General features: G+C 60.0%; 22 protein-coding genes. 11 read left to right on the top strand and 11 right to left on the bottom strand.

Annotated features, from left to right (window positions below; genetic code table 11):
* Window positions 1-116: 116 nt before the first annotated feature.
* The 3 genes from ACR0AC_RS10230 to ACR0AC_RS10220 all read right to left on the bottom strand — a co-directional run bounded on the left by ACR0AC_RS10230 (window position 117) and on the right by ACR0AC_RS10220 (window position 2383).
* Complete coding sequence (locus ACR0AC_RS10230) at window positions 117-464, bottom strand: hypothetical protein (protein ID WP_170521254.1); 348 nt, start codon at window positions 462-464, stop codon at window positions 117-119.
* A gap of 150 nt (window positions 465-614) precedes the next feature.
* The gene (gene rsmD, locus ACR0AC_RS10225; RefSeq protein WP_480873153.1) at window positions 615-1175 is read right to left on the bottom strand and encodes a 16S rRNA (guanine(966)-N(2))-methyltransferase RsmD; all 561 of its coding nucleotides are present in this window, start codon (window positions 1173-1175) and stop codon (window positions 615-617) included.
* Complete coding sequence (locus ACR0AC_RS10220; protein ID WP_480873151.1) at window positions 1172-2383, bottom strand: NAD(P)/FAD-dependent oxidoreductase; 1212 nt, start codon at window positions 2381-2383, stop codon at window positions 1172-1174. Before ACR0AC_RS10220 ends, rsmD begins: the two co-directional genes overlap by 4 nt.
* A gap of 100 nt (window positions 2384-2483) precedes the next feature.
* On the opposite strand from ACR0AC_RS10220, the gene ACR0AC_RS10215 reads away from it, so the two are divergent.
* The 4 genes from ACR0AC_RS10215 (at window position 2484) to ACR0AC_RS10200 (ending at window position 4010) form a co-directional block, all read left to right on the top strand.
* Window positions 2484-2969, top strand: coding sequence for a peroxiredoxin family protein (locus ACR0AC_RS10215; RefSeq protein ID WP_170453598.1), 486 nt, complete (start codon window positions 2484-2486; stop codon window positions 2967-2969).
* Window positions 2970-3072: 103 nt separating this feature from the next.
* The gene (locus ACR0AC_RS10210; RefSeq protein ID WP_170453597.1) at window positions 3073-3318 is read left to right on the top strand and encodes a glycine zipper 2TM domain-containing protein; all 246 of its coding nucleotides are present in this window, start codon (window positions 3073-3075) and stop codon (window positions 3316-3318) included.
* Between the two features lie 11 nt (window positions 3319-3329).
* Window positions 3330-3674 carry an EF-hand domain-containing protein gene (locus tag ACR0AC_RS10205; RefSeq protein WP_480708411.1) on the top strand — a complete coding sequence of 115 codons (345 nt, stop codon included), beginning with the start codon at window positions 3330-3332 and terminating at the stop codon, window positions 3672-3674.
* A gap of 24 nt (window positions 3675-3698) precedes the next feature.
* Window positions 3699-4010, top strand: a complete 312-nt coding sequence (locus ACR0AC_RS10200) for a hypothetical protein (RefSeq protein WP_170453595.1) — start codon at window positions 3699-3701, stop codon at window positions 4008-4010.
* Here ACR0AC_RS10200 and ACR0AC_RS10195 read toward each other — a convergent pair.
* From ACR0AC_RS10195 to ACR0AC_RS10180, 4 genes are read right to left on the bottom strand one after another with little or no spacing between them, the layout of a single operon-like run.
* Window positions 4007-4300, bottom strand: coding sequence for a 4a-hydroxytetrahydrobiopterin dehydratase (locus ACR0AC_RS10195; protein ID WP_170453594.1), 294 nt, complete (start codon window positions 4298-4300; stop codon window positions 4007-4009). The genes ACR0AC_RS10200 and ACR0AC_RS10195 overlap by 4 nt on opposite strands.
* Window positions 4297-5484 (bottom strand): GNAT family N-acetyltransferase, encoded by a 1188-nt coding sequence (locus ACR0AC_RS10190; protein ID WP_480873148.1) that lies wholly within the window; start codon window positions 5482-5484, stop codon window positions 4297-4299. Before ACR0AC_RS10190 ends, ACR0AC_RS10195 begins: the two co-directional genes overlap by 4 nt.
* A 45-nt stretch (window positions 5485-5529) precedes the next feature.
* Window positions 5530-6297, bottom strand: a complete 768-nt coding sequence (locus ACR0AC_RS10185; protein ID WP_480873146.1) for a glycerophosphodiester phosphodiesterase family protein — start codon at window positions 6295-6297, stop codon at window positions 5530-5532.
* Window positions 6294-6749, bottom strand: coding sequence for a RidA family protein (locus ACR0AC_RS10180; RefSeq protein WP_170453591.1), 456 nt, complete (start codon window positions 6747-6749; stop codon window positions 6294-6296). Before ACR0AC_RS10180 ends, ACR0AC_RS10185 begins: the two co-directional genes overlap by 4 nt.
* Window positions 6750-7040: 291 nt before the next feature.
* Between ACR0AC_RS10180 and ACR0AC_RS10175 the strand changes: the two genes are divergently transcribed.
* The gene (locus ACR0AC_RS10175; protein WP_170453590.1) at window positions 7041-7856 is read left to right on the top strand and encodes an MlaA family lipoprotein; all 816 of its coding nucleotides are present in this window, start codon (window positions 7041-7043) and stop codon (window positions 7854-7856) included.
* Complete coding sequence (locus ACR0AC_RS10170; RefSeq protein WP_170453589.1) at window positions 7846-8454, top strand: ABC transporter substrate-binding protein; 609 nt, start codon at window positions 7846-7848, stop codon at window positions 8452-8454. Before ACR0AC_RS10175 ends, ACR0AC_RS10170 begins: the two co-directional genes overlap by 11 nt.
* 105 nt (window positions 8455-8559) lie before the next feature.
* On the opposite strand, the gene fliP is transcribed toward ACR0AC_RS10170, so the two are convergent.
* From fliP to fliF, 4 genes are read right to left on the bottom strand one after another with little or no spacing between them, the layout of a single operon-like run.
* Window positions 8560-9288, bottom strand: a complete 729-nt coding sequence (fliP, locus tag ACR0AC_RS10165; RefSeq protein WP_170453588.1) for a flagellar type III secretion system pore protein FliP — start codon at window positions 9286-9288, stop codon at window positions 8560-8562.
* Complete coding sequence (locus ACR0AC_RS10160) at window positions 9288-9575, bottom strand: FliM/FliN family flagellar motor C-terminal domain-containing protein (RefSeq protein ID WP_170453587.1); 288 nt, start codon at window positions 9573-9575, stop codon at window positions 9288-9290. The genes fliP and ACR0AC_RS10160 overlap by 1 nt, the downstream gene beginning before the upstream one ends.
* A complete protein-coding gene (locus ACR0AC_RS10155) occupies window positions 9568-10164 on the bottom strand; it encodes an ABC transporter ATP-binding protein (RefSeq protein WP_170453586.1) in 597 nt (198 codons plus the stop codon). Before ACR0AC_RS10155 ends, ACR0AC_RS10160 begins: the two co-directional genes overlap by 8 nt.
* The gene (fliF, locus tag ACR0AC_RS10150) at window positions 10164-11750 is read right to left on the bottom strand and encodes a flagellar basal-body MS-ring/collar protein FliF (RefSeq protein ID WP_480873142.1); all 1587 of its coding nucleotides are present in this window, start codon (window positions 11748-11750) and stop codon (window positions 10164-10166) included. Before fliF ends, ACR0AC_RS10155 begins: the two co-directional genes overlap by 1 nt.
* Before the next feature lie 86 nt (window positions 11751-11836).
* On the opposite strand from fliF, the gene ACR0AC_RS10145 reads away from it, so the two are divergent.
* The 5 genes from ACR0AC_RS10145 to ACR0AC_RS10125 are packed head-to-tail and all read left to right on the top strand — an operon-like array spanning window position 11837 to window position 16492.
* Window positions 11837-12367 (top strand): flagellar basal body-associated FliL family protein, encoded by a 531-nt coding sequence (locus ACR0AC_RS10145; protein WP_480626561.1) that lies wholly within the window; start codon window positions 11837-11839, stop codon window positions 12365-12367.
* Between the two features lie 9 nt (window positions 12368-12376).
* Window positions 12377-12862, top strand: coding sequence for a DUF6468 domain-containing protein (locus tag ACR0AC_RS10140; protein WP_170623278.1), 486 nt, complete (start codon window positions 12377-12379; stop codon window positions 12860-12862).
* On the top strand, window positions 12862-13446 hold the full coding sequence (locus ACR0AC_RS10135) for a MotE family protein (protein ID WP_480626560.1): 585 nt from the start codon (window positions 12862-12864) through the stop codon (window positions 13444-13446). Before ACR0AC_RS10140 ends, ACR0AC_RS10135 begins: the two co-directional genes overlap by 1 nt.
* Window positions 13447-13493: 47 nt before the next feature.
* Window positions 13494-14363, top strand: a complete 870-nt coding sequence (motA, locus tag ACR0AC_RS10130; RefSeq protein ID WP_170453583.1) for a flagellar motor stator protein MotA — start codon at window positions 13494-13496, stop codon at window positions 14361-14363.
* Entirely contained in the window at window positions 14360-16492 is a 2133-nt protein-coding gene (locus ACR0AC_RS10125; protein ID WP_480873140.1) for a hypothetical protein, read from the top strand. Before motA ends, ACR0AC_RS10125 begins: the two co-directional genes overlap by 4 nt.
* The last annotated feature ends 1 nt before the right edge of the window (window position 16493 follow it).

Genomic DNA, 16493 nt, shown 5'->3' with positions numbered 1-16493 from the left:
GTGCAGGCCCCTGCGCAAATCCACGCTCAGCAGCAATCCGCGCGCGCCGTTTCAATCTGAAACAGTCCGCCTTGTCAGAGTGTTGGGTCAAGTGCACCGAACCGGCCACAACCGGTTCAGGATGCCGAGCATGTGCCCCTGTCGAATTGCTGCCCCGCCCCTTTGACCATCATGTCATATTCCATGCTGTGATAATCGACGACAAAGGTGATCACTCCTGTCTCCTGCATCAGCAGGAATGTCATGCTGTCCAGGCCGGGGTAAATATCCGCCTCGCCCTGCACGTCAGTTGTCATGATGTAGCCCTTGTCGGATCCACCCGAACGCACCAGCGTCACGCCTTCGCTGTTGACGTCTGAGATGCAGTTGACGAAGAAATCATCCATGTCGATCTGGGTTTCGGCCACACTGGCCGAGGCGGCGGCACAGCCGATCAGCAGGGCTGGAAGGGTCTTGGAAAACATTCAGGTACTCACTGTCCGGGTTGCTAAACTCAATTTCGGCTACCGGCGATTCTGGCCCAGAATGTGTCCCCAACCTCCGCAAAATAGGGCATTAACCATTCGGCAGGGTCGATCACGGGAATGTGAATCCAGCCTTGCTGCGGATCAGCGTCAGTTTTCCGGGCTGCGCCACATCAGCGAGATATGCGTGTCGCCATACTTGCGGGCGCTGTGCAGATCGAACCCGTCCGGCGCGGCCATGGGGGCGTTTTCCTCCCACACGATCAGCGCGTCCGGGGCGATCCAGTTTCCCTCGACCGCCCTGGCCAGGGCCTTTTGGCCCATGGCCTTGCCGTATGGCGGGTCCAGAAAGATCAGATCGTAAGGGGCATCCGGGTTGTCGCCCAGCCGCGTTGCATCGCGGCGGATCAGATCGGTACGGTCCGTGCTTCGGGTCAGGTCGATATTCTTGCGGATCAAGCCCTGCGCCACGCGCCCGTCATCGACAAACGTGACATGGGCCGCACCGCGCGACAGCGCCTCAAGGCCCAGCGCGCCGGTGCCAGCGAACAGGTCCAGCACGCGTAGGCCGTCGAAATCGATCTGATGGGTCAGCACATTGAACAGGCTTTCACGCACGCGGTCCGTGGTGGGACGCAGATGCGCGCCTGCGTCCCCCTTGCCGACCGAGGCCAAGGCCCGACCCCGGAATTCTCCGGCAATGATCCTCACGCCTTAAGCAGCGGTTTCAGGTTCGCATCCGGGTCGGCCACAATGGCCGGATCGGCAGTTTTTCCCATTTCGATCAGCCGTTTGGCGACCATATAGGCGCGCGGATCGTTCATCGCGTCCACGGCGATCAACCGGTCGCCGTCGTAGTACCAGAAGGACACGCTCTGGCCTTCGCCCTGCCGGGTCACCACGCGGTCATAGCCGGTGTTCAGGCCCGCGATCTGCAGTTTGACGTCAAATTGATCCGACCAGAACCACGGTGTTGCCACATAATCCCTGGCCGCGCCCATCATGTTCTGGGCCACGATCTCGGCCTGATCGATCGCGTTGGGCACGCTTTCCAGACGGATACGGGTGTCGCCATGCGGGAAGGACGCGCAATCCCCGGCGGCCCAGATCGACGGGTCCGAGGTGCGGCCATGGGCATCGGTCTTGATCCCGTTGTCCAGCTCCAGCCCCGCCATCTCGGCCAGTTGGGTCGAGGGGGCGATACCAACGCCTACTACAACAAAATCCACCTCAAGCTCGGTTCCGTCGGTCAGAACAGCGCCAACCACCTTGCCATTGTCACCGACCAGACGATCCAGCCCGACGCCTTCGCGGATATCGGCGCCGTATTCCGTATGCAGCGCGCGGAAATAGTCGCTGGTCTCGGGGGCCGCGACCCGTTGCAGGATGCGGTCGGCCATCTCGACCAAGGTCACTTTCACACCGCGCTTGGCGCAGACGGCTGCGGCCTCAAGCCCGATATAACCGCCGCCCACGATCAGGGCACGCGCGCCGTCCGTGACGCGAGGCTCCATCTCATCGATATGGGCCAGATCGCGCACCACATGCACGCCCCGCAAATCGCCACCGATGGCAGCCGGCAGGCGACGCGGGTCCGATCCGGTGGTCAGCGCCAGTTCGTCATACGAGATGACATCATCGCCCACGGTCACCGTTTTGGCCTGCGGATCAATCACCGTCACAGGCTGGCCCAGACGCAGGGTAATGTTGTTGTCGGCATAGAAGCTTTCGGGCCGCAGGAACAGACGCTCCAGCTCCATCTCACCCAGCAGATAGGCCTTGGACAAGGGCGGGCGCTGATAGGGCAGATGCGGCTCGGCCCCGATCAGGGTGATGTCCCCGTCAAACCCATCATTGCGCAGGCGCGCAACCAAAGATGCCCCGGCCTGCCCGGCACCGATCACAACAATATGGCTCATGTTCCTCCCACCCTGTCGAATTCCCGTGGTCTCATCCACGTGGTCACCTATATTGCGGCTGAACCCGACTCTGCAAATCCAATCAACAGGAGTGCTATAAATGATTTCGACAGGTGACCAGCTACCAGATGCGACTCTCACTCAACTGGGTGCGAACGGCCCGGAAGAGGTGCGGATTTCAGACAAGACCAAAGGCCGCAAAGTTGTGATCTTTGCCGTACCCGGCGCGTTCACTCCGACATGCCATTCAGCGCATGTGCCCAGCTTCATGCGCACCAAGGACCAGTTCGACGCCAAGGGCGTGGATGAGATCATCTGCGTGTCCGTCAACGACCCGTTCGTGATGAAAGCATGGGGTGAAGCCACCGGCGCGACCGAGGCGGGCCTGACCCTGCTGGGCGATGCAGCGTCCGAGTTCACCAAGGCGATCGGGATGGATTTCGACGCCCCGCCTGCCGGGCTGATCGCACGCTCCAAACGCTATGCCATGCTGGTCGAAGACGGCACCGTCACAGCCCTGAATCTGGAAGACAACCCCGGCGCGTGCGAGGTTTCCGCGGGCGAGGGGCTGCTGGACGTGATCTGAACCCTGACGGCCCCGGCATGGTCGGGGCCAGATGAACCCAAATTAACTTGATACAACGCCCCGTTGCGCGAATACTTGGCGCATAGAACACGGGAGTTGATTTATGAGCCTCAGATTTATTTCCCTAATTGCCGTCAGCGCGGGCGTTTTGGCCGCCTGCGGTCCGGCACCCACCCCGCAACAACAGGCCGCGCGCCAGCACGAGATTGCCTGCCTCAGCGGCACGTTGGGCGGCGCATTGATCGGCGGCGCAATCGGCAACCAGTTCGGCGGCGGGTCTGGCAAGACAATCCTGACGGCGGCGGGCGCTGCTGCGGGCGGTTTTGAAGGGCAGAGATTCGCATGTTGAGGGGATTGAAAATGAAACCACTTATTCTTGCCGCGACTGTCGCCCTGGCGGGTGCAGCCAGCGCGGAAACCGTGGCCGAGTTGCACGAAAAAGAACTGAACAACATTGACGCCAACAATGACGGGTTTCTGTCCAAGGACGAGTTCAACGCCTTTTCCGATTACGCCTTTCAAACGATGGACGAGGACAAGAACGGCACGCTGGGTCTGGACGAAGCCAAACCGTTTCTGGACATCAATCAGATCCGGGACGTTGACCACAACGGCGACGGCTTTATCTCAAGATCAGAATACGACGCGCAGATGGGTCGCGATTTCACCTCTGCCGATCAGGACGGAAACGAACGACTGGACTAGGCCAACTCTGAACAGGAGCGTGGGATGAACAAATGGATCGCCTTTGGGGCGCTTGTTGCACTTGCGGCCTGTGATGTACCGCAAGCCCCTGTTGTCACGGGGCCGGACGGACAGCCCCGCATTCAGATCAATCTCAGCGGGCTGACCTGCTACAATACCAAATGCCTTGATATTAATCCGGCTGCACGCAGCGTGCGGCAGGTGGGCAACCGCACAACCCGCATCCCCGGAAATATCAATGTCAGCGACGGCACTGTCACCCCGGCCGAGTTCCAGCAGATGGGCGTTGCAGCCTCATTGGCCGGCGGAATGGGATCGCGCGGGGATCGGGGCTAGATCAGGCTGTCCATCTTGCGTGCCAGTTTGGCGTCCAGCGCGGACAACCCGCCGACGTCATGGGTGGACAGCGTCACCTCGACCGTGCGGTAGACGTTGGACCATTCGGGGTGGTGATTCCATTTCTCGGCCCAGATCGCCACCTGTGTCATCCAGCCAAAGGCGGCAACGAAATTGTCGAATATGAAGGTCTTGGTGATCGCGTCCCGGCCTTCGACCATGGTCCAGCCATTGTTGAACAGCGGGTCCAGAAGGGGGCCACGGGTCTCGGTCGACAAAAGCTCGGTCATTGCTGTTCCTCCGGGTTCGATTTTCTGAACGGGCCGTAATCCGTCAGAATCTCAATCTCTTCTCCCACCGCGCGGCCTTCGGCGTCCAGATATTTTTTGACGGCATCGGCAAATCCCGGATCGCCGACCCAATGCAGGCTGTAGGTGCGCGTCGGAAGATACCCGCGCGCCAGCTTGTGTTCCCCCTGCGCGCCCGCCTCGACCCGCTTCAAACCCTGAGCGATGGCAAAGTCGATGGCCCTATAATAGCACAGTTCGAAATGCAGGCAGGCATGGTGTTCGACACAGCCCCAATAGCGACCGAACAGCGTTTCGCGCCCGATAAAGTTCAGCGCCCCGGCAATCGGATACCCGTCGCGTTCGGCCAGCACCAAAGCCATATCATCGGCCATTGTATCCTGAGCGATATCGAAGAACTGCCGCGTCAGATAGGGTGAGCCCCATTTCCGTGCGCCGGTATCCTGGTAAAAGCGCCAGAACGCATCCCAATGCTCGGGGCGCAGATCATCACTGGTTAGAGTGCATATCTCACCGCCAAACCCGTTCGCCTGCGCCCGTTCCTTGCGGATATTCTTGCGCTTGCGCGAGGACAGGGCGTTCAGAAACCCGTCGAAATCGGCATAAGTGTCGTTCAGCCAGTGGAACTGTTGCGATTGGCGCAGCATCAGGCCCATCTGTTCGCCTGCCAACGCCTCATCCTCGGTACAAAAAGTCGCGTGGATTGACGAGACCCGATTGTCTGCCGCCAGTTGCACCGCACCCTGCACCAGCGCCGACATGCCTATCGCTTCATAGCCCGGACGCACCAGAAACCGTCGCCCGGTTGCGGGGGTAAAGGGCACGGCAATTTGCAGTTTCGGGTAATAGCGCCCGCCCGCGTTTTCATAGGCATGTGCCCAGCTATGGTCGAAGATATATTCGCCCTGACTGTGCGACTTGGCATACATCGGTGCCGCAGCAATCAGCATCCCGTCCAGATAGCAGGTCAGATATTGCGGCTGCCAGCCAGTGCCCCGCCCGACCGAGCCGCTGTTTTCCAGCGCCAGCAGAAACCGATGGGTGGTGAACGGGTCCAGCGGGCGCCCGCCCTCGGCAGCTTCGGGACACGCGCAGGCATCCCACTCGGCCGCAGAAATCTGCGAAAGCGTGCCTACGACCTGAACCTCGATTTGCGCCTGATCCATGTGCCCTCCGCGTCTGACCTTTATCTGTGACGGTCGGGGGTGGGTTCAACCCGGATGCGGGGCCAAATACCCTTCGAAGGTCACATTGTCGGCAACCGTGCGGGCCTGTGCCTCTTGCTCGGGCGAGCGCACGGTCCAGCACAGAATAGGAACGCCCTGAGCTTTCAACTCGGCGACGCGTTGGCGGTCCAGATCCGTGACCTCATGACTGATGAAACTGGCACTGACCCTGTCGAAATCCGGAATGCCGCGCAGGTGGTCGCAGATTTCGTCAGACAGCGGCCAGTCCTGTGGATCATAGCTGCTGGTTACAATCCCGCGCGGCAGATGCGGGGCCAACCGGGCCAGTTCGGCCACGCTGTTGGGGTTGAAAGACATCAGCGCCACCGGACCTTCGTAACCTTGTAAGGCCCGCACGGCATCCGCCTCAAGCGGGCCGATATCGGTGCCCATCGCGCCATCCTGATCCTTGAACTCGATCAGCAGCGGCACTTTTCCGGCGACCATCGCAAGAACCTCGTCCAGCGCGGGGATACCGTCATCGCCGTGCAGCAATGGGGTGTCCGCCGCCTGCGCCGAGGTGATCCGCCGGATCGGGCCGGGCTGGCCGGTCAGACGCGCCATGTCGTAGTCGTGAAAGACCATCGCACGATTGTCCGCAGTCAATTGCAGATCGATCTCGATCCCGTACCCGGCATCAATCGCCGCCTGAATCGCCGCCCGGCTGTTTTCCGGGCGGTTGTCCGACGTGTCATGCAGGGCCCGATGCGCAATCGGGACCTGCAGGAATTCCGGTGGCAGTCTCGGGGTCATTGGACCTCGAATATTCCTTCGATCTCAACCGCGACACCCAGCGGCAGGGATGCGGCACTGACGGCTGATCGTGAATGACGCCCGGCATCGCCCAGCGCCTCGACCAGAAAATCGGACGCGCCGTTGATCACCTGCGGCTGGGCGGTGAAATCAGCGGTCGAGTTCACAAAACCGGTCAGCTTGATCACGCGCACCAGCTTTTCGATATCGCCGCCACAGGCCGCTTTGACTTGTGCCAACAGGTTGATGGCGCAGACCTTTGCCGCCGCTGCACCGGCCTCGACATCCATGTCTTCGCCCAGCTTGCCGGTGATCAGATCATCCGCCTTCGAAATCTGGCCCGACACGTAAACAATGTTGCCCATACGCACGAACGGCACATAGTTTGCCGCAGGCGCGGGGGCGTCGGGCAGGCTGACGCCCAGACTTTCCAGTTTTGCTGTGATACTCATGGGATCGTCCTCACCAATTGTCGACTCGGCCGGACGCTACCCGGTCAGGCGCGGCGGGGAAAGCGATAAACCGGCATTTTGCCGATCGGCTGCGATCTGGGCGTAACTTCTCTTATTCCGAAGTGTTGAAGCTATGTCACTTTACCGCGCAGTAGCAGACGCGCTAAACGCTAGATGTTTCATTTGAGACGCGAAACAACTATGTGACAACGACTTGTGCCAACGCGGCACTATATTATCGATTGAAAGCCCGACCCGCCCGGGTCAGGTCACTTTGGAGTAGCTAAGACCGTGTTGAGCAGATTGCGCCTGAAACACCTTATTGTGCTGTCCCTGTTGCCGGTCCTGTCGGCCTGCGCCACCCAGCCGCCCGAGCAGGCCGCCCGGGGTGAGGTGTTTGACCCCTACGAAAACACCAACCGGGGCATCCACAGATTCAATCTGGGCGTTGACCGGTTCCTGTTCCGTCCGGCCTCGAAAGGGTACGTGAAGATCGTGCCCGATCCGATGGTGACCAGTTTCAGCACCTTTGCCGAAAACATCTCGTTGCCCGGACAGGCGGTCGACTACCTTTTGCAGGGCAACCCCAAGCAGATGGGCAACGCCTTGCTGCGCTTTGTGGTCAACATGACCGTCGGCGGGTTTGGCCTGTCGGCCCCTGCGGACGAACTGAACCTGCCGCCGGTCGATACGGATTTTGGCGAAACCCTGCATGTCTGGGGATTTGGTGAGGGGGCTTATGTCGAGCTGCCCTTCTACGGCCCCTCGACAACGCGCGATGCGGTCGGCGTTGTGGTCAACCTGTTCTCGAACCCGATCAATTTCACTCCGACCCGGCCCGCCGACAACCTTGGCGTCTATGCCGAGGTTGTGCGCCGCATGGGCGACCGGGGACGGTTTTCGGACACGGTTGACTCGATCCTCTATGAAAGCGCCGACAGCTATGCCCAAGCCCGCCTGATCTATCTGCAAAATCGCCGGTTCGAACTGGCGCGCGATGATGAGGACGCCTATCTGGACCTGTACTCCGATCCCTACGCCGAAATCGGAACCGACCCTGTCAGGGACCCCTACCTAGACCCTTACGAGGACCCCTATGCCGAGTAATTCTTTGAACCGTCGTCATTTTCTTTCTGCCGGTCTGGCCGGATTGGCACTGACCGCCCTGCCTTTGCCCGCTCTGGCCCAGACCGAAGCCAGCGCCAAAGCGCTTGTCAACAGCGTCGTGGCCGAGATCAACCGCGTGATCGCCTCGGGCAAGTCCGAGAACGCCATGCTGCGCGATTTCGAGAAGATCTTTGTGCAATACGCCGATGTGCCGATCATGGCGCGCTATGCGTTGGGGGCCGATGCCCGCTCGGCCAGCCCGGCACAGTTGAGGCAGTTTACCAAGGCCTTCCAACACTACATCTCGCGCAAATATGGCCGCCGCTTCCGCGAGTTTATCGGCGGTGAGGTCAATGTACGTAACGCCCGCAAAATCCGCGCCGGTTTTGAGGTCCGGACCATGGTCAAACTGCAGGGCTCATCCCCGTTCGAAGTGACGTTTCTGGTGTCTGACAAATCGGGGCGCGACAAGTTCTACAACATGTTCATCGAAGGCGTGAACCTGCTGTTGACCGAACGTACCGAGATCGGAGCGATGCTGGACGCCCGTGGCGGCGACCTGAACCGGTTGATCAAGGATCTGAACCGCACAGCCTGACCGGCTTTTCAGAAACATCTGGGCCGCGTTGTCGAACACAACGCGGCTTTTTTCGTTCAGGTAGGCGCTTTGAAGCCCTGCCTGACTATCTGAAAAGGGGCAGCGCTAAGGCATGTAACTGCGCACCAACGCACTGGCGATCAAGGCCCAGCCATCGGCGATGACGAAAAACGCCAGCTTGAAGGGCAAAGATACAATTGCAGGCGGCACCATCATCATGCCCATCGACATCAGCACCGCCGCGACCACCAGATCGATGATCAGAAACGGCAGGAAGATCAAAAACCCGATCTGAAACGCGCGCGCGATCTCGGACAACATGAAGGACGGCATCAGAACGGACAGCGGGGCATCTGGCGACAGTTCCATCGCCTCACCCCCCGGGCGCAGCGCAGCCATGGCCTGAAACGTATCGCCATCCAGCCGCGCAGCCATAAAGGCGCGAAACGGCTGCAGCGCGCGCTCCAGCGCTGGTTCCACCTCCATCGTTTCGTCGATCATCGGGCGGATTCCGGTCGTCCAGGCCTCTGTAAAGACCGGGTCCATGATGAAATAGGTCAGAAACAGTGCCAAGCTGACGATCAGCATATTCGGCGGCGATTGCTGCAGCCCGATCCCTTGACGCAGGATCGACAGAACCGTGATCAGGAACGGAAAACAGGTGATCATGATCGCCAGCCCCGGCGCGAGGCTGAGGACCGTGATCAGAAGGATCAACTGGATCGTACGCGCCGAGAGTGATCCACCCTCACCCAAAGACAGCGAGACCTCCTGCGCGGCCACAAGCGACGGCATCAGAACCGCCGCCAAGACCAGCCCGATCAGCAGGCGCATCAACCAATCCCGTTTTGCAGATCGGCAATTTCCGTCAGTCGGACCGCCAGTTGACCCGCCCGGTCGCCCTCCATCTCCTCCAGCAGGCCGCGGGCAACCAACTGATCCCCGACATACAGATCCACCGGGTCTTCGATCCTTTTGTCCAACGTCAGCACAGCGTTTTCGCCCATGTTCAGCAAATCCCGGATCAGGGGGCGCGCGCGACCGACGGATACGGTCACTTCGATGGGCACCGCGTCAAAAGGGTTCGGTTTTTCAGAGTTTTGGGTCTGGGGGTCACTCATTTGACAATGCCTCTTTTGCCTCAAAAACATATGCGTCGAAGGCCCGCGTGACCGAGTCCAGCAGCGCGCTGCAATCCACCTCGCTGCGGGCTATGCCGACCTGCAACCGGGCCTGTCCCTGCTCGAGCGCGGGGTCTTCGATCACTTTCGGCCTCGGTGACAGGGTCGCGGGGATCAGGGCGTCCACCTCGGCCATACATCCGACCGGCACGATGACCTGCATCGGCTGCCCGATCTGTTCACGCGCCATCTCGGACAGGTGTTCGACCAGTTGCGCGGCAAAGCCCCGGTCGATCATGTCCGGTAAGACCAGATTGGTCAGGCTCTGAAACATCGGCTCCAGCGACAGCGACATGCGGGTGATCGCCTCGGTATAGGTAAAGGACATATCCTCAAGCGATTTGCCCAACTCGGACGAGATTTGCCCCCGGCTTTGTTCCTGCGCCTGCAAGGCGTCTTCCCACCCCGCCCCATAGCCTTGCTCAAAGGCGGCCAGGCGCTGTTCCTCCAGGGCGTCTTCGTCCAGCAGGTGAACCTGCCCGCCGTTGGCCTGAACAGTGAAATCTTCAAGAAGATGAGCAATTGTCATCACACGCGCTCCTCACCTTCCTCCAGCCAACTGCGCAGGATTTCGACCGTCTCCTCCTGCTTGTCGCCAATCATCGCGCGCAAACGGTCGACCGGATCCTGTGACGGGGCCACACCAAGCGCGGGCACTTCGGCCTGCGCGGCCAGCGGCGTGAAGTCCGAACTGCCATCCGGTGCGATTTCGCCGGTCAGCACAGGTGCGCCTTCGGTGACATCCCCGGCGCTTGCGGGCAGCAAGGCCGGTGCTGTGGCGGGTTTCATCAGGATCGGGCGGATGACGAACATGGCCAGAACCAGCGAGACCGCCGCCAATACAGCCATCTGGATCAGCGACATCGCGTCCAGATGAATGGACTGCCACATCGATGCCGACACCAACGTCCCCTGCGGGTCAACCGGCGGCAAATCCAGCGATTTCAGGGTGATCACATCCCCGCGGTCCGCGTCAAATCCAACGGCCGAGGCAACCAGCTCCTCTAATGCATCCAATTCGGTCTGCGGCAAAGGCGCGAAACTTTCGGCCCCACTGGCGTCAACCGTGCGCGTTCCATTGACCAGAACTGCAACAGTCAGACGTTTGATGGCACCCGGTGCTGTGTGAACCTCCAACTCGGTCTCGGAGACTTCGTAATTTATCCGTTCGCGCGTCTGCGTTGCGGTCGAATTCGATTCGTCACCGCCTGCCCCATCGCCATCGGGCAGGTTCGAGGCGACCGTCACATCCGCAGATTGGTTGCGGGCGCTGTCCGAACGCTCTTCGACATCTGTACTGATCGCGACGCGCCCTTTGGGATCAAAGCGCCGCTCGCGGATCGATTCGGTTTTGGTCACCGTGTCCACGCTGACCTCGACCACAGCGTTGCCGGCCCCAACACGCGCCTCGACCAGACGCAGAACACGCTCGCGCAGCTGGCGGGATTTGTCATCCGCCGTCTCAGCCGCAACCGCAGTGTCCTGCGCGCCAATCACGGCCCCGTTCGAATCGACAACCGTTACATTTTCCGGCGCCAGGCCACTGACAGCCGAGGCGACCAGAAACCGGATCGCCTTGGCCTGATCGCCGGTCACATCCGCGCCGGACGGCACCAGATATACCGAGGCCGTGGGCGCCACGCTGCGCTGAAACGGATTGGCCGATCCATTTGCGATATGCACCCTCGCCTGACTGACATGAGGGCTGCCGACGATCGTCCGGGCAAGCTCGCCTTCTTTCGCGCGCCAATAGGCGGCATCGAACATCTGAGATGTGGTGCCAAACCCGCTGAGGGAATCCAGCAGCTCGTACCCGCGATTGCCGTTCGCGGGCAGGCCTTCGCTGGCCAGCGTCATCCGCAGCTCATCCCGCTGCCCGCCGGGCACATAAATCGATCCGCCCCTGATTTCGTAGGGCACACCGCGCTGATCCAGTGAACGGACGATGTCACCAGCGGCACCGCTTTCCAGCCCCGCATACAGCAAGGTCATCGACGGCGCGGTCGCCAGCCGCGACATGCCAAGGATCCCGAGAAACACCAGCACAACCGCACCGGCAACGATGATTTGTTTTCGCCTGTCCAAACTTGCCCAGACAGTTCCGATCTGCTGCACGCTCACCTCCGACTCGCCGACATTCTGCCCGGCGCATCCCCTGTTTGGACGATTGCCCTTAACAATCGGTTAGTCCTTGAGGGGATATGACGGATTCACAGCAGATGGATGAGGACGTCATGGCCGACGCAACAGCAGAACAGGCGGAAACCCCTGAGAAAAAAGGGAAAAAGGGTTTGATGGTCGGGTTGATTCTGGCCGTGGCCGGGGCGGCAGGCGGCTATTTTCTGACGACATCAGGTCTGTTGCCGATTGGCGGCGGGGCTGAAAAATCGGCAACAGATGACCAAACGAAAGAGAGCAAGGCCAAACCCCTTGCGGATGTTGGATTCGTCGATTTGCCGCCGGTGATCATTTCTCTGATCGAAGGCCAGTCGCGCCATCTGAAATTTCACGCACAGCTCGAAGTTAACGCTCCGTACATCGCTGATGTGGAAAAAATACAACCGCGAATCATGGATGTGCTGAACGGCTATCTGCGGGCGGTCGAGGTGTCAGATCTGGAAGACCCGCTGGCATTGACGCGGATCCGGGGACATCTGCTGCGGCGGATCGGGATTGTTACGGGCGAAGGCCGGGTGCGCGACGTGCTGGTCATGGAATTTGTACTGAATTAGGAGGCGGGATTGGAGCTTATTGCGGATATTTTGCTGGTTGCGGGCGCTTTGGGCGCGGGTCTGTATTGCTTTGTCCTGTCGCGCAGGTTGCGGCGATTCACCGACCTTGAAAAAGGTGTGGGCGGCGCGGTGGCTGTGTTGTCGTCACAAGCGGATGAGCTGAAAAAGTCCCTCGACAACGCGCGCGCTGCCTCGGATCAGTCGGGCGATGTGTTGAAAGAGCTGACGCAACGCGCAGAAAGCGTGGCACAGCGGTTGGAATTGATGATGGCGTCCATGCATGACGTGATTCCAGCCGAAGAAGAAAAGGTTGAAAAAGCGGGTCCTAAGGCACCAAAGGTCGAGGCTTCAGAATCACCTGAGGCCGCGGATGAGACCACGCCTGAAGAGCAGCCGAACCAAGACTCCGAAGATATGGCGGAGGAGACCACGGCCAAGGCCCCGGAAGGCCTGATGTTCTTTCGGCACGGCCGCAAGATGAATGAGGCCACCTGATGGGCATCCGACGGGCGACCAAAAGACGAGACCGCCCTCGCGCCGGGGTGCTGACGGTGATCTCACTTCTGATGATCGGGTCTGCGGCCATCCGCGTCGGGTTAGAGGCGGGGCCTGCCCTTGCCAAATCTGCCGAGCCTGAACAGGCCAAAGCCACCCAAACCCCAACCGATACGCGCGATGTTCAGGTCGTTCTGACGGAACTGCTGCGCCGCGAAAAGCGGGTGAAACAGCGTGAAGATGTGGTGTTGGACAAGGAAAAGGCGCTCCAGATCGCAAGCGAGGCCATCGAAACCCGCTTGGCGGCGTTGCAGGAGGCTGAAGAGTCTCTGCGTGCGACCCTGGCGGTTGCGGACAAGGCGGCAGAGACCGACCTGACGCAGCTGACGGATGTCTACCAGAACATGAAACCCAAAGACGCAGCCGCCTTGTTCGAAACCATGGACCCGACATTTGCATCCGGATTTCTGTCCCGCATGCCGCCGGAAGTCGCCGCGAACATCCTGGCCGGTCTCAGCCCCGATGCGGCCTATACGGTCAGCGTCGTCATGGCGGGCCGTAACGCCACCGCACCGCAAGAGTAGACGGCCATGCAAACCAAACCTGTCCTGAACACATCTGGGGATCGCAAATGATTGGAATTGTTGGAATTGTCGTCATTTTCGTGATGGTGTTCGGCGGCTATCTGGCCGCCGGGGGCAAGATGACCATCATCCTGAAATCGCTCCCGTTCGAGATGATGATGATCGGCGGTGCGGCGGTTGGGGCCTTTCTGATCAGCAACGATATCGGCGGTGTCAAACACACGATCAAAGACATGGGAAAGGTCTTCAAGGGACCGAAATGGAAGCCCGAAGACTATCGCGATCTTTTGTGCCTGCTGTTCTCGCTGATCCGCATCGCGCGGGCCAATCCGGTCGAGGTTGAACAACATATCGAAGACCCCGAAAACTCCAGCCTGTTTTCCGCCTATCCCAAGATTCAGTCCGACAAAGAAGCCGTCGATCTGATCTGCGACACGATGCGTTCAGCCGCAATGAACTATGACGACCCACATCAGGTCGAGGAGGTGTTGGAAAAACGGATGGAGGCGAATTTCCATCACGCCATGCACTCGAGCCACGCGTTGCAAACCGTCGCGGACGGGCTTCCGGCACTTGGGATTGTTGCTGCCGTTCTGGGTGTGATCAAAACCATGGGCTCGATCGACCAGCCGCCCGAGGTGTTGGGCAAGCTGATCGGCGGGGCGTTGGTGGGGACATTTCTGGGTGTTTTTCTGGCCTACGGGCTGGTCGGCCCCTTCGCGGGTAAGCTCAAGACCGTTGTGGAAGAGGACAACCATTTCTATCAACTCATAAAAGAGGTGCTGGTCGCCAACCTGCACAACCATAACGCGGCCATGTGCATCGAAGTCGGCCGCCAAAACACCCCTACGCATAACCGCCCCGGTTTTTCCGAACTTGAAGAGGCGTTGAAAGAGCTCAAGCAGGCGGCGGCATGACCCGACTTTTAAAGCTGATTGCTGCCCTGATCGCGCTTGCGTCACCTGCATTCGCGCAAGAGGTGACGGTTCGGTCGGGTGAACACGCGGGCTTCACACGACTGGTGTTCAACGTGCCGCCCGACACGGGTTGGGTTTTGACCCATCGCAAGAACGGGGCGCGATTGTCGGTCGATCTGGAGGCTGCGACCTTCCAAACCAACGCGGTCTTTGGACGGTTGACCACAAATCGTCTGGCCGCAGTGTCGCAAAAGAAACCCGGGGACGGGCTGGATCTGGAATTCGGCTGCGACTGTGTTGCCTCGGCTTTCCTGTATCGGAAGTCGATGATTGTTCTGGACATCGCGCCGGGTACAGCGTTGCCTTCTTTGTTGGCCGATATCCCCCCGCCCCGGCCTGAACCACAGAAAAAACGCGCACGTCAAGACCCCGTGACATCGTTCGAATTGCCTTTACTGTCGATGAGCGGTCAAGCGTTCAAAGATCAGTTGTCGACCAGACTATTGCAGGGCGCGGACCGAGAGGTGCTGGACCTGAACCTGGCCGGAATCCGCCCAAGGCGGTCCTCCGATTTACCGGCTTTGCCCATGATCGACGGCTTGCAGTCGAATGTGCAGCTGTCGACCGTTCTGGACGACCTGAATGCCATTCTTGGTGCTGAATTCCCGCAAATCGATGCAAAACCGGCGTGTTTCACGACGGTCGAGCTTGGGTTTGAAACATGGTCGGATTCGCGACCGTTTCAGGAGCAGGTCGCGCAGCTGCGCGCTGGCTTGTTCAAAGAGTTTGATGATCTGGATGAAAACCGGGCAATGGCTTTGGCCAGGCTGTATGCGCTCCATGGTTTCGGTGCAGAGGCGGTTCAAATGCTAAAAATGCTGGCGGATCAAAACTCTGACGCGGACCGTGTCCAGGCAATCGCCCATATCGTGGACAATCGACCGATGCCGACAACATCTCCGTTTCAAGGGTTGCAACGCTGCGACAGCGACGCGGCCCTGTGGGCAGCGTTGGCCGAGCAGCAACTGGCACCAGACGCAAGGGTTGAGGCGATCGAGCAGAGTTTTGCGCGGCTGCCTGATCACCTGAGACGCAGTCTCGGGCCTCGGTTGTCTTCGATTTTGGTCAACGCGGAAGAATTGGAAGCCGCCCGGCGGATCTTGCGGTCGGTGGACCGGGTTGAGGATGCAACCACCCCGGCACTCTCGCACGCCAGGGCCAAAGTCGCCGAAGCCGAAGGCGATATGACGGCTGAGGAGGAACATCTGTCCCAGGTCATCACCGCACCGGACGCGCCGGATGAGGCCGCATTGGCTCTGGCCCGGCTGGTCGAGAAGCGATGGACCGACCGGGGGGCCGTTTCCCCGCGGGAACTGGAACTGGCGGCGGCTTATGCGACGGAACTCCGCCAGTCAGAGATGGGGCCGATGATGACCAGAACGCATGCGGTTGCTTTGGCACTGACCCAGGAATTCGACGCTGCGTTTGACCTGATCGATACGCTGCCGGACGGTTCTGACGCGCCTGCGGTTTTGGACCGGCATCTGCAATTACTGGCTGAGCGTGCAGATGACGTCACCTTTTTGCGGCAGGTTTTGACTTTGTCGGGTGATCAAACCAACAGTGTATCAACGCCGACGGCGATAGCTCTGTCTGAACGGTTGATGGGGCTTGGCTTTGGGTCCCGGGCTTTTGCATTTGCCAACCGGGACCAAGACCGCGCACGACGATCCGAACGGGCGCGGTTGCGGGCGCGGGCAGTGTTACAGAATAACCGCCCACATCAGGCGATGCTGGAGCTTGCGGATGACTCCTCGGACGAGGCCAGTGCTTTGAGGGCCCGCGCGCTGGAGGCCAGCCAAGAATTCGCAAAGGCCGCAGAAGTGTTGAGCGAACTGGGTGATCTACAAGCGGCCAACAGGTATTTCTGGCTCGCAGACCTGCTGGAAAAGACAGACGCGAATGCGGCAGGTAAATACGCAAAGCTGAGCGAAACCACGCAAGCCTTGAGAAACCCGCCCGAGAGGTTGGCGGATAAACCCCTTGCGGATGCGGCCAACCTGTTGAACGACAGCATCGAAGCGCGGCAGCGGATCAGCACGTTGTTAAACGCCGTTGAGTCCGAGTGAT

Source organism: Ruegeria sp. H7, assembly GCF_056532945.1.
Note: the sequence above shows the minus strand (reverse complement) of the source record. Positions and strands in the feature narration are given on the sequence as shown.

Coding starts and splice junctions, on each gene's coding strand:
- ACR0AC_RS10195 (WP_170453594.1), bottom strand. CDS start 4,300: ATGACCGAGCTTTTGTCGACCGAGACCCGTGGCCCCCTTCTGGACCCG.
- ACR0AC_RS10145 (WP_480626561.1), top strand. CDS start 11,837: ATGACGGATTCACAGCAGATGGATGAGGACGTCATGGCCGACGCAACA.
- ACR0AC_RS10170 (WP_170453589.1), top strand. CDS start 7,846: ATGCCGAGTAATTCTTTGAACCGTCGTCATTTTCTTTCTGCCGGTCTG.
- motA (WP_170453583.1), top strand. CDS start 13,494: ATGATTGGAATTGTTGGAATTGTCGTCATTTTCGTGATGGTGTTCGGC.
- ACR0AC_RS10220 (WP_480873151.1), bottom strand. CDS start 2,383: ATGAGCCATATTGTTGTGATCGGTGCCGGGCAGGCCGGGGCATCTTTG.
- ACR0AC_RS10200 (WP_170453595.1), top strand. CDS start 3,699: ATGAACAAATGGATCGCCTTTGGGGCGCTTGTTGCACTTGCGGCCTGT.
- ACR0AC_RS10185 (WP_480873146.1), bottom strand. CDS start 6,297: ATGACCCCGAGACTGCCACCGGAATTCCTGCAGGTCCCGATTGCGCAT.
- ACR0AC_RS10230 (WP_170521254.1), bottom strand. CDS start 464: ATGTTTTCCAAGACCCTTCCAGCCCTGCTGATCGGCTGTGCCGCCGCC.
- fliP (WP_170453588.1), bottom strand. CDS start 9,288: ATGCGCCTGCTGATCGGGCTGGTCTTGGCGGCGGTTCTGATGCCGTCG.
- ACR0AC_RS10205 (WP_480708411.1), top strand. CDS start 3,330: ATGAAACCACTTATTCTTGCCGCGACTGTCGCCCTGGCGGGTGCAGCC.
- ACR0AC_RS10210 (WP_170453597.1), top strand. CDS start 3,073: ATGAGCCTCAGATTTATTTCCCTAATTGCCGTCAGCGCGGGCGTTTTG.
- ACR0AC_RS10190 (WP_480873148.1), bottom strand. CDS start 5,484: ATGGATCAGGCGCAAATCGAGGTTCAGGTCGTAGGCACGCTTTCGCAG.
- ACR0AC_RS10160 (WP_170453587.1), bottom strand. CDS start 9,575: ATGAGTGACCCCCAGACCCAAAACTCTGAAAAACCGAACCCTTTTGAC.
- ACR0AC_RS10180 (WP_170453591.1), bottom strand. CDS start 6,749: ATGAGTATCACAGCAAAACTGGAAAGTCTGGGCGTCAGCCTGCCCGAC.
- ACR0AC_RS10155 (WP_170453586.1), bottom strand. CDS start 10,164: ATGACAATTGCTCATCTTCTTGAAGATTTCACTGTTCAGGCCAACGGC.
- ACR0AC_RS10135 (WP_480626560.1), top strand. CDS start 12,862: ATGGGCATCCGACGGGCGACCAAAAGACGAGACCGCCCTCGCGCCGGG.
- ACR0AC_RS10125 (WP_480873140.1), top strand. CDS start 14,360: ATGACCCGACTTTTAAAGCTGATTGCTGCCCTGATCGCGCTTGCGTCA.
- ACR0AC_RS10215 (WP_170453598.1), top strand. CDS start 2,484: ATGATTTCGACAGGTGACCAGCTACCAGATGCGACTCTCACTCAACTG.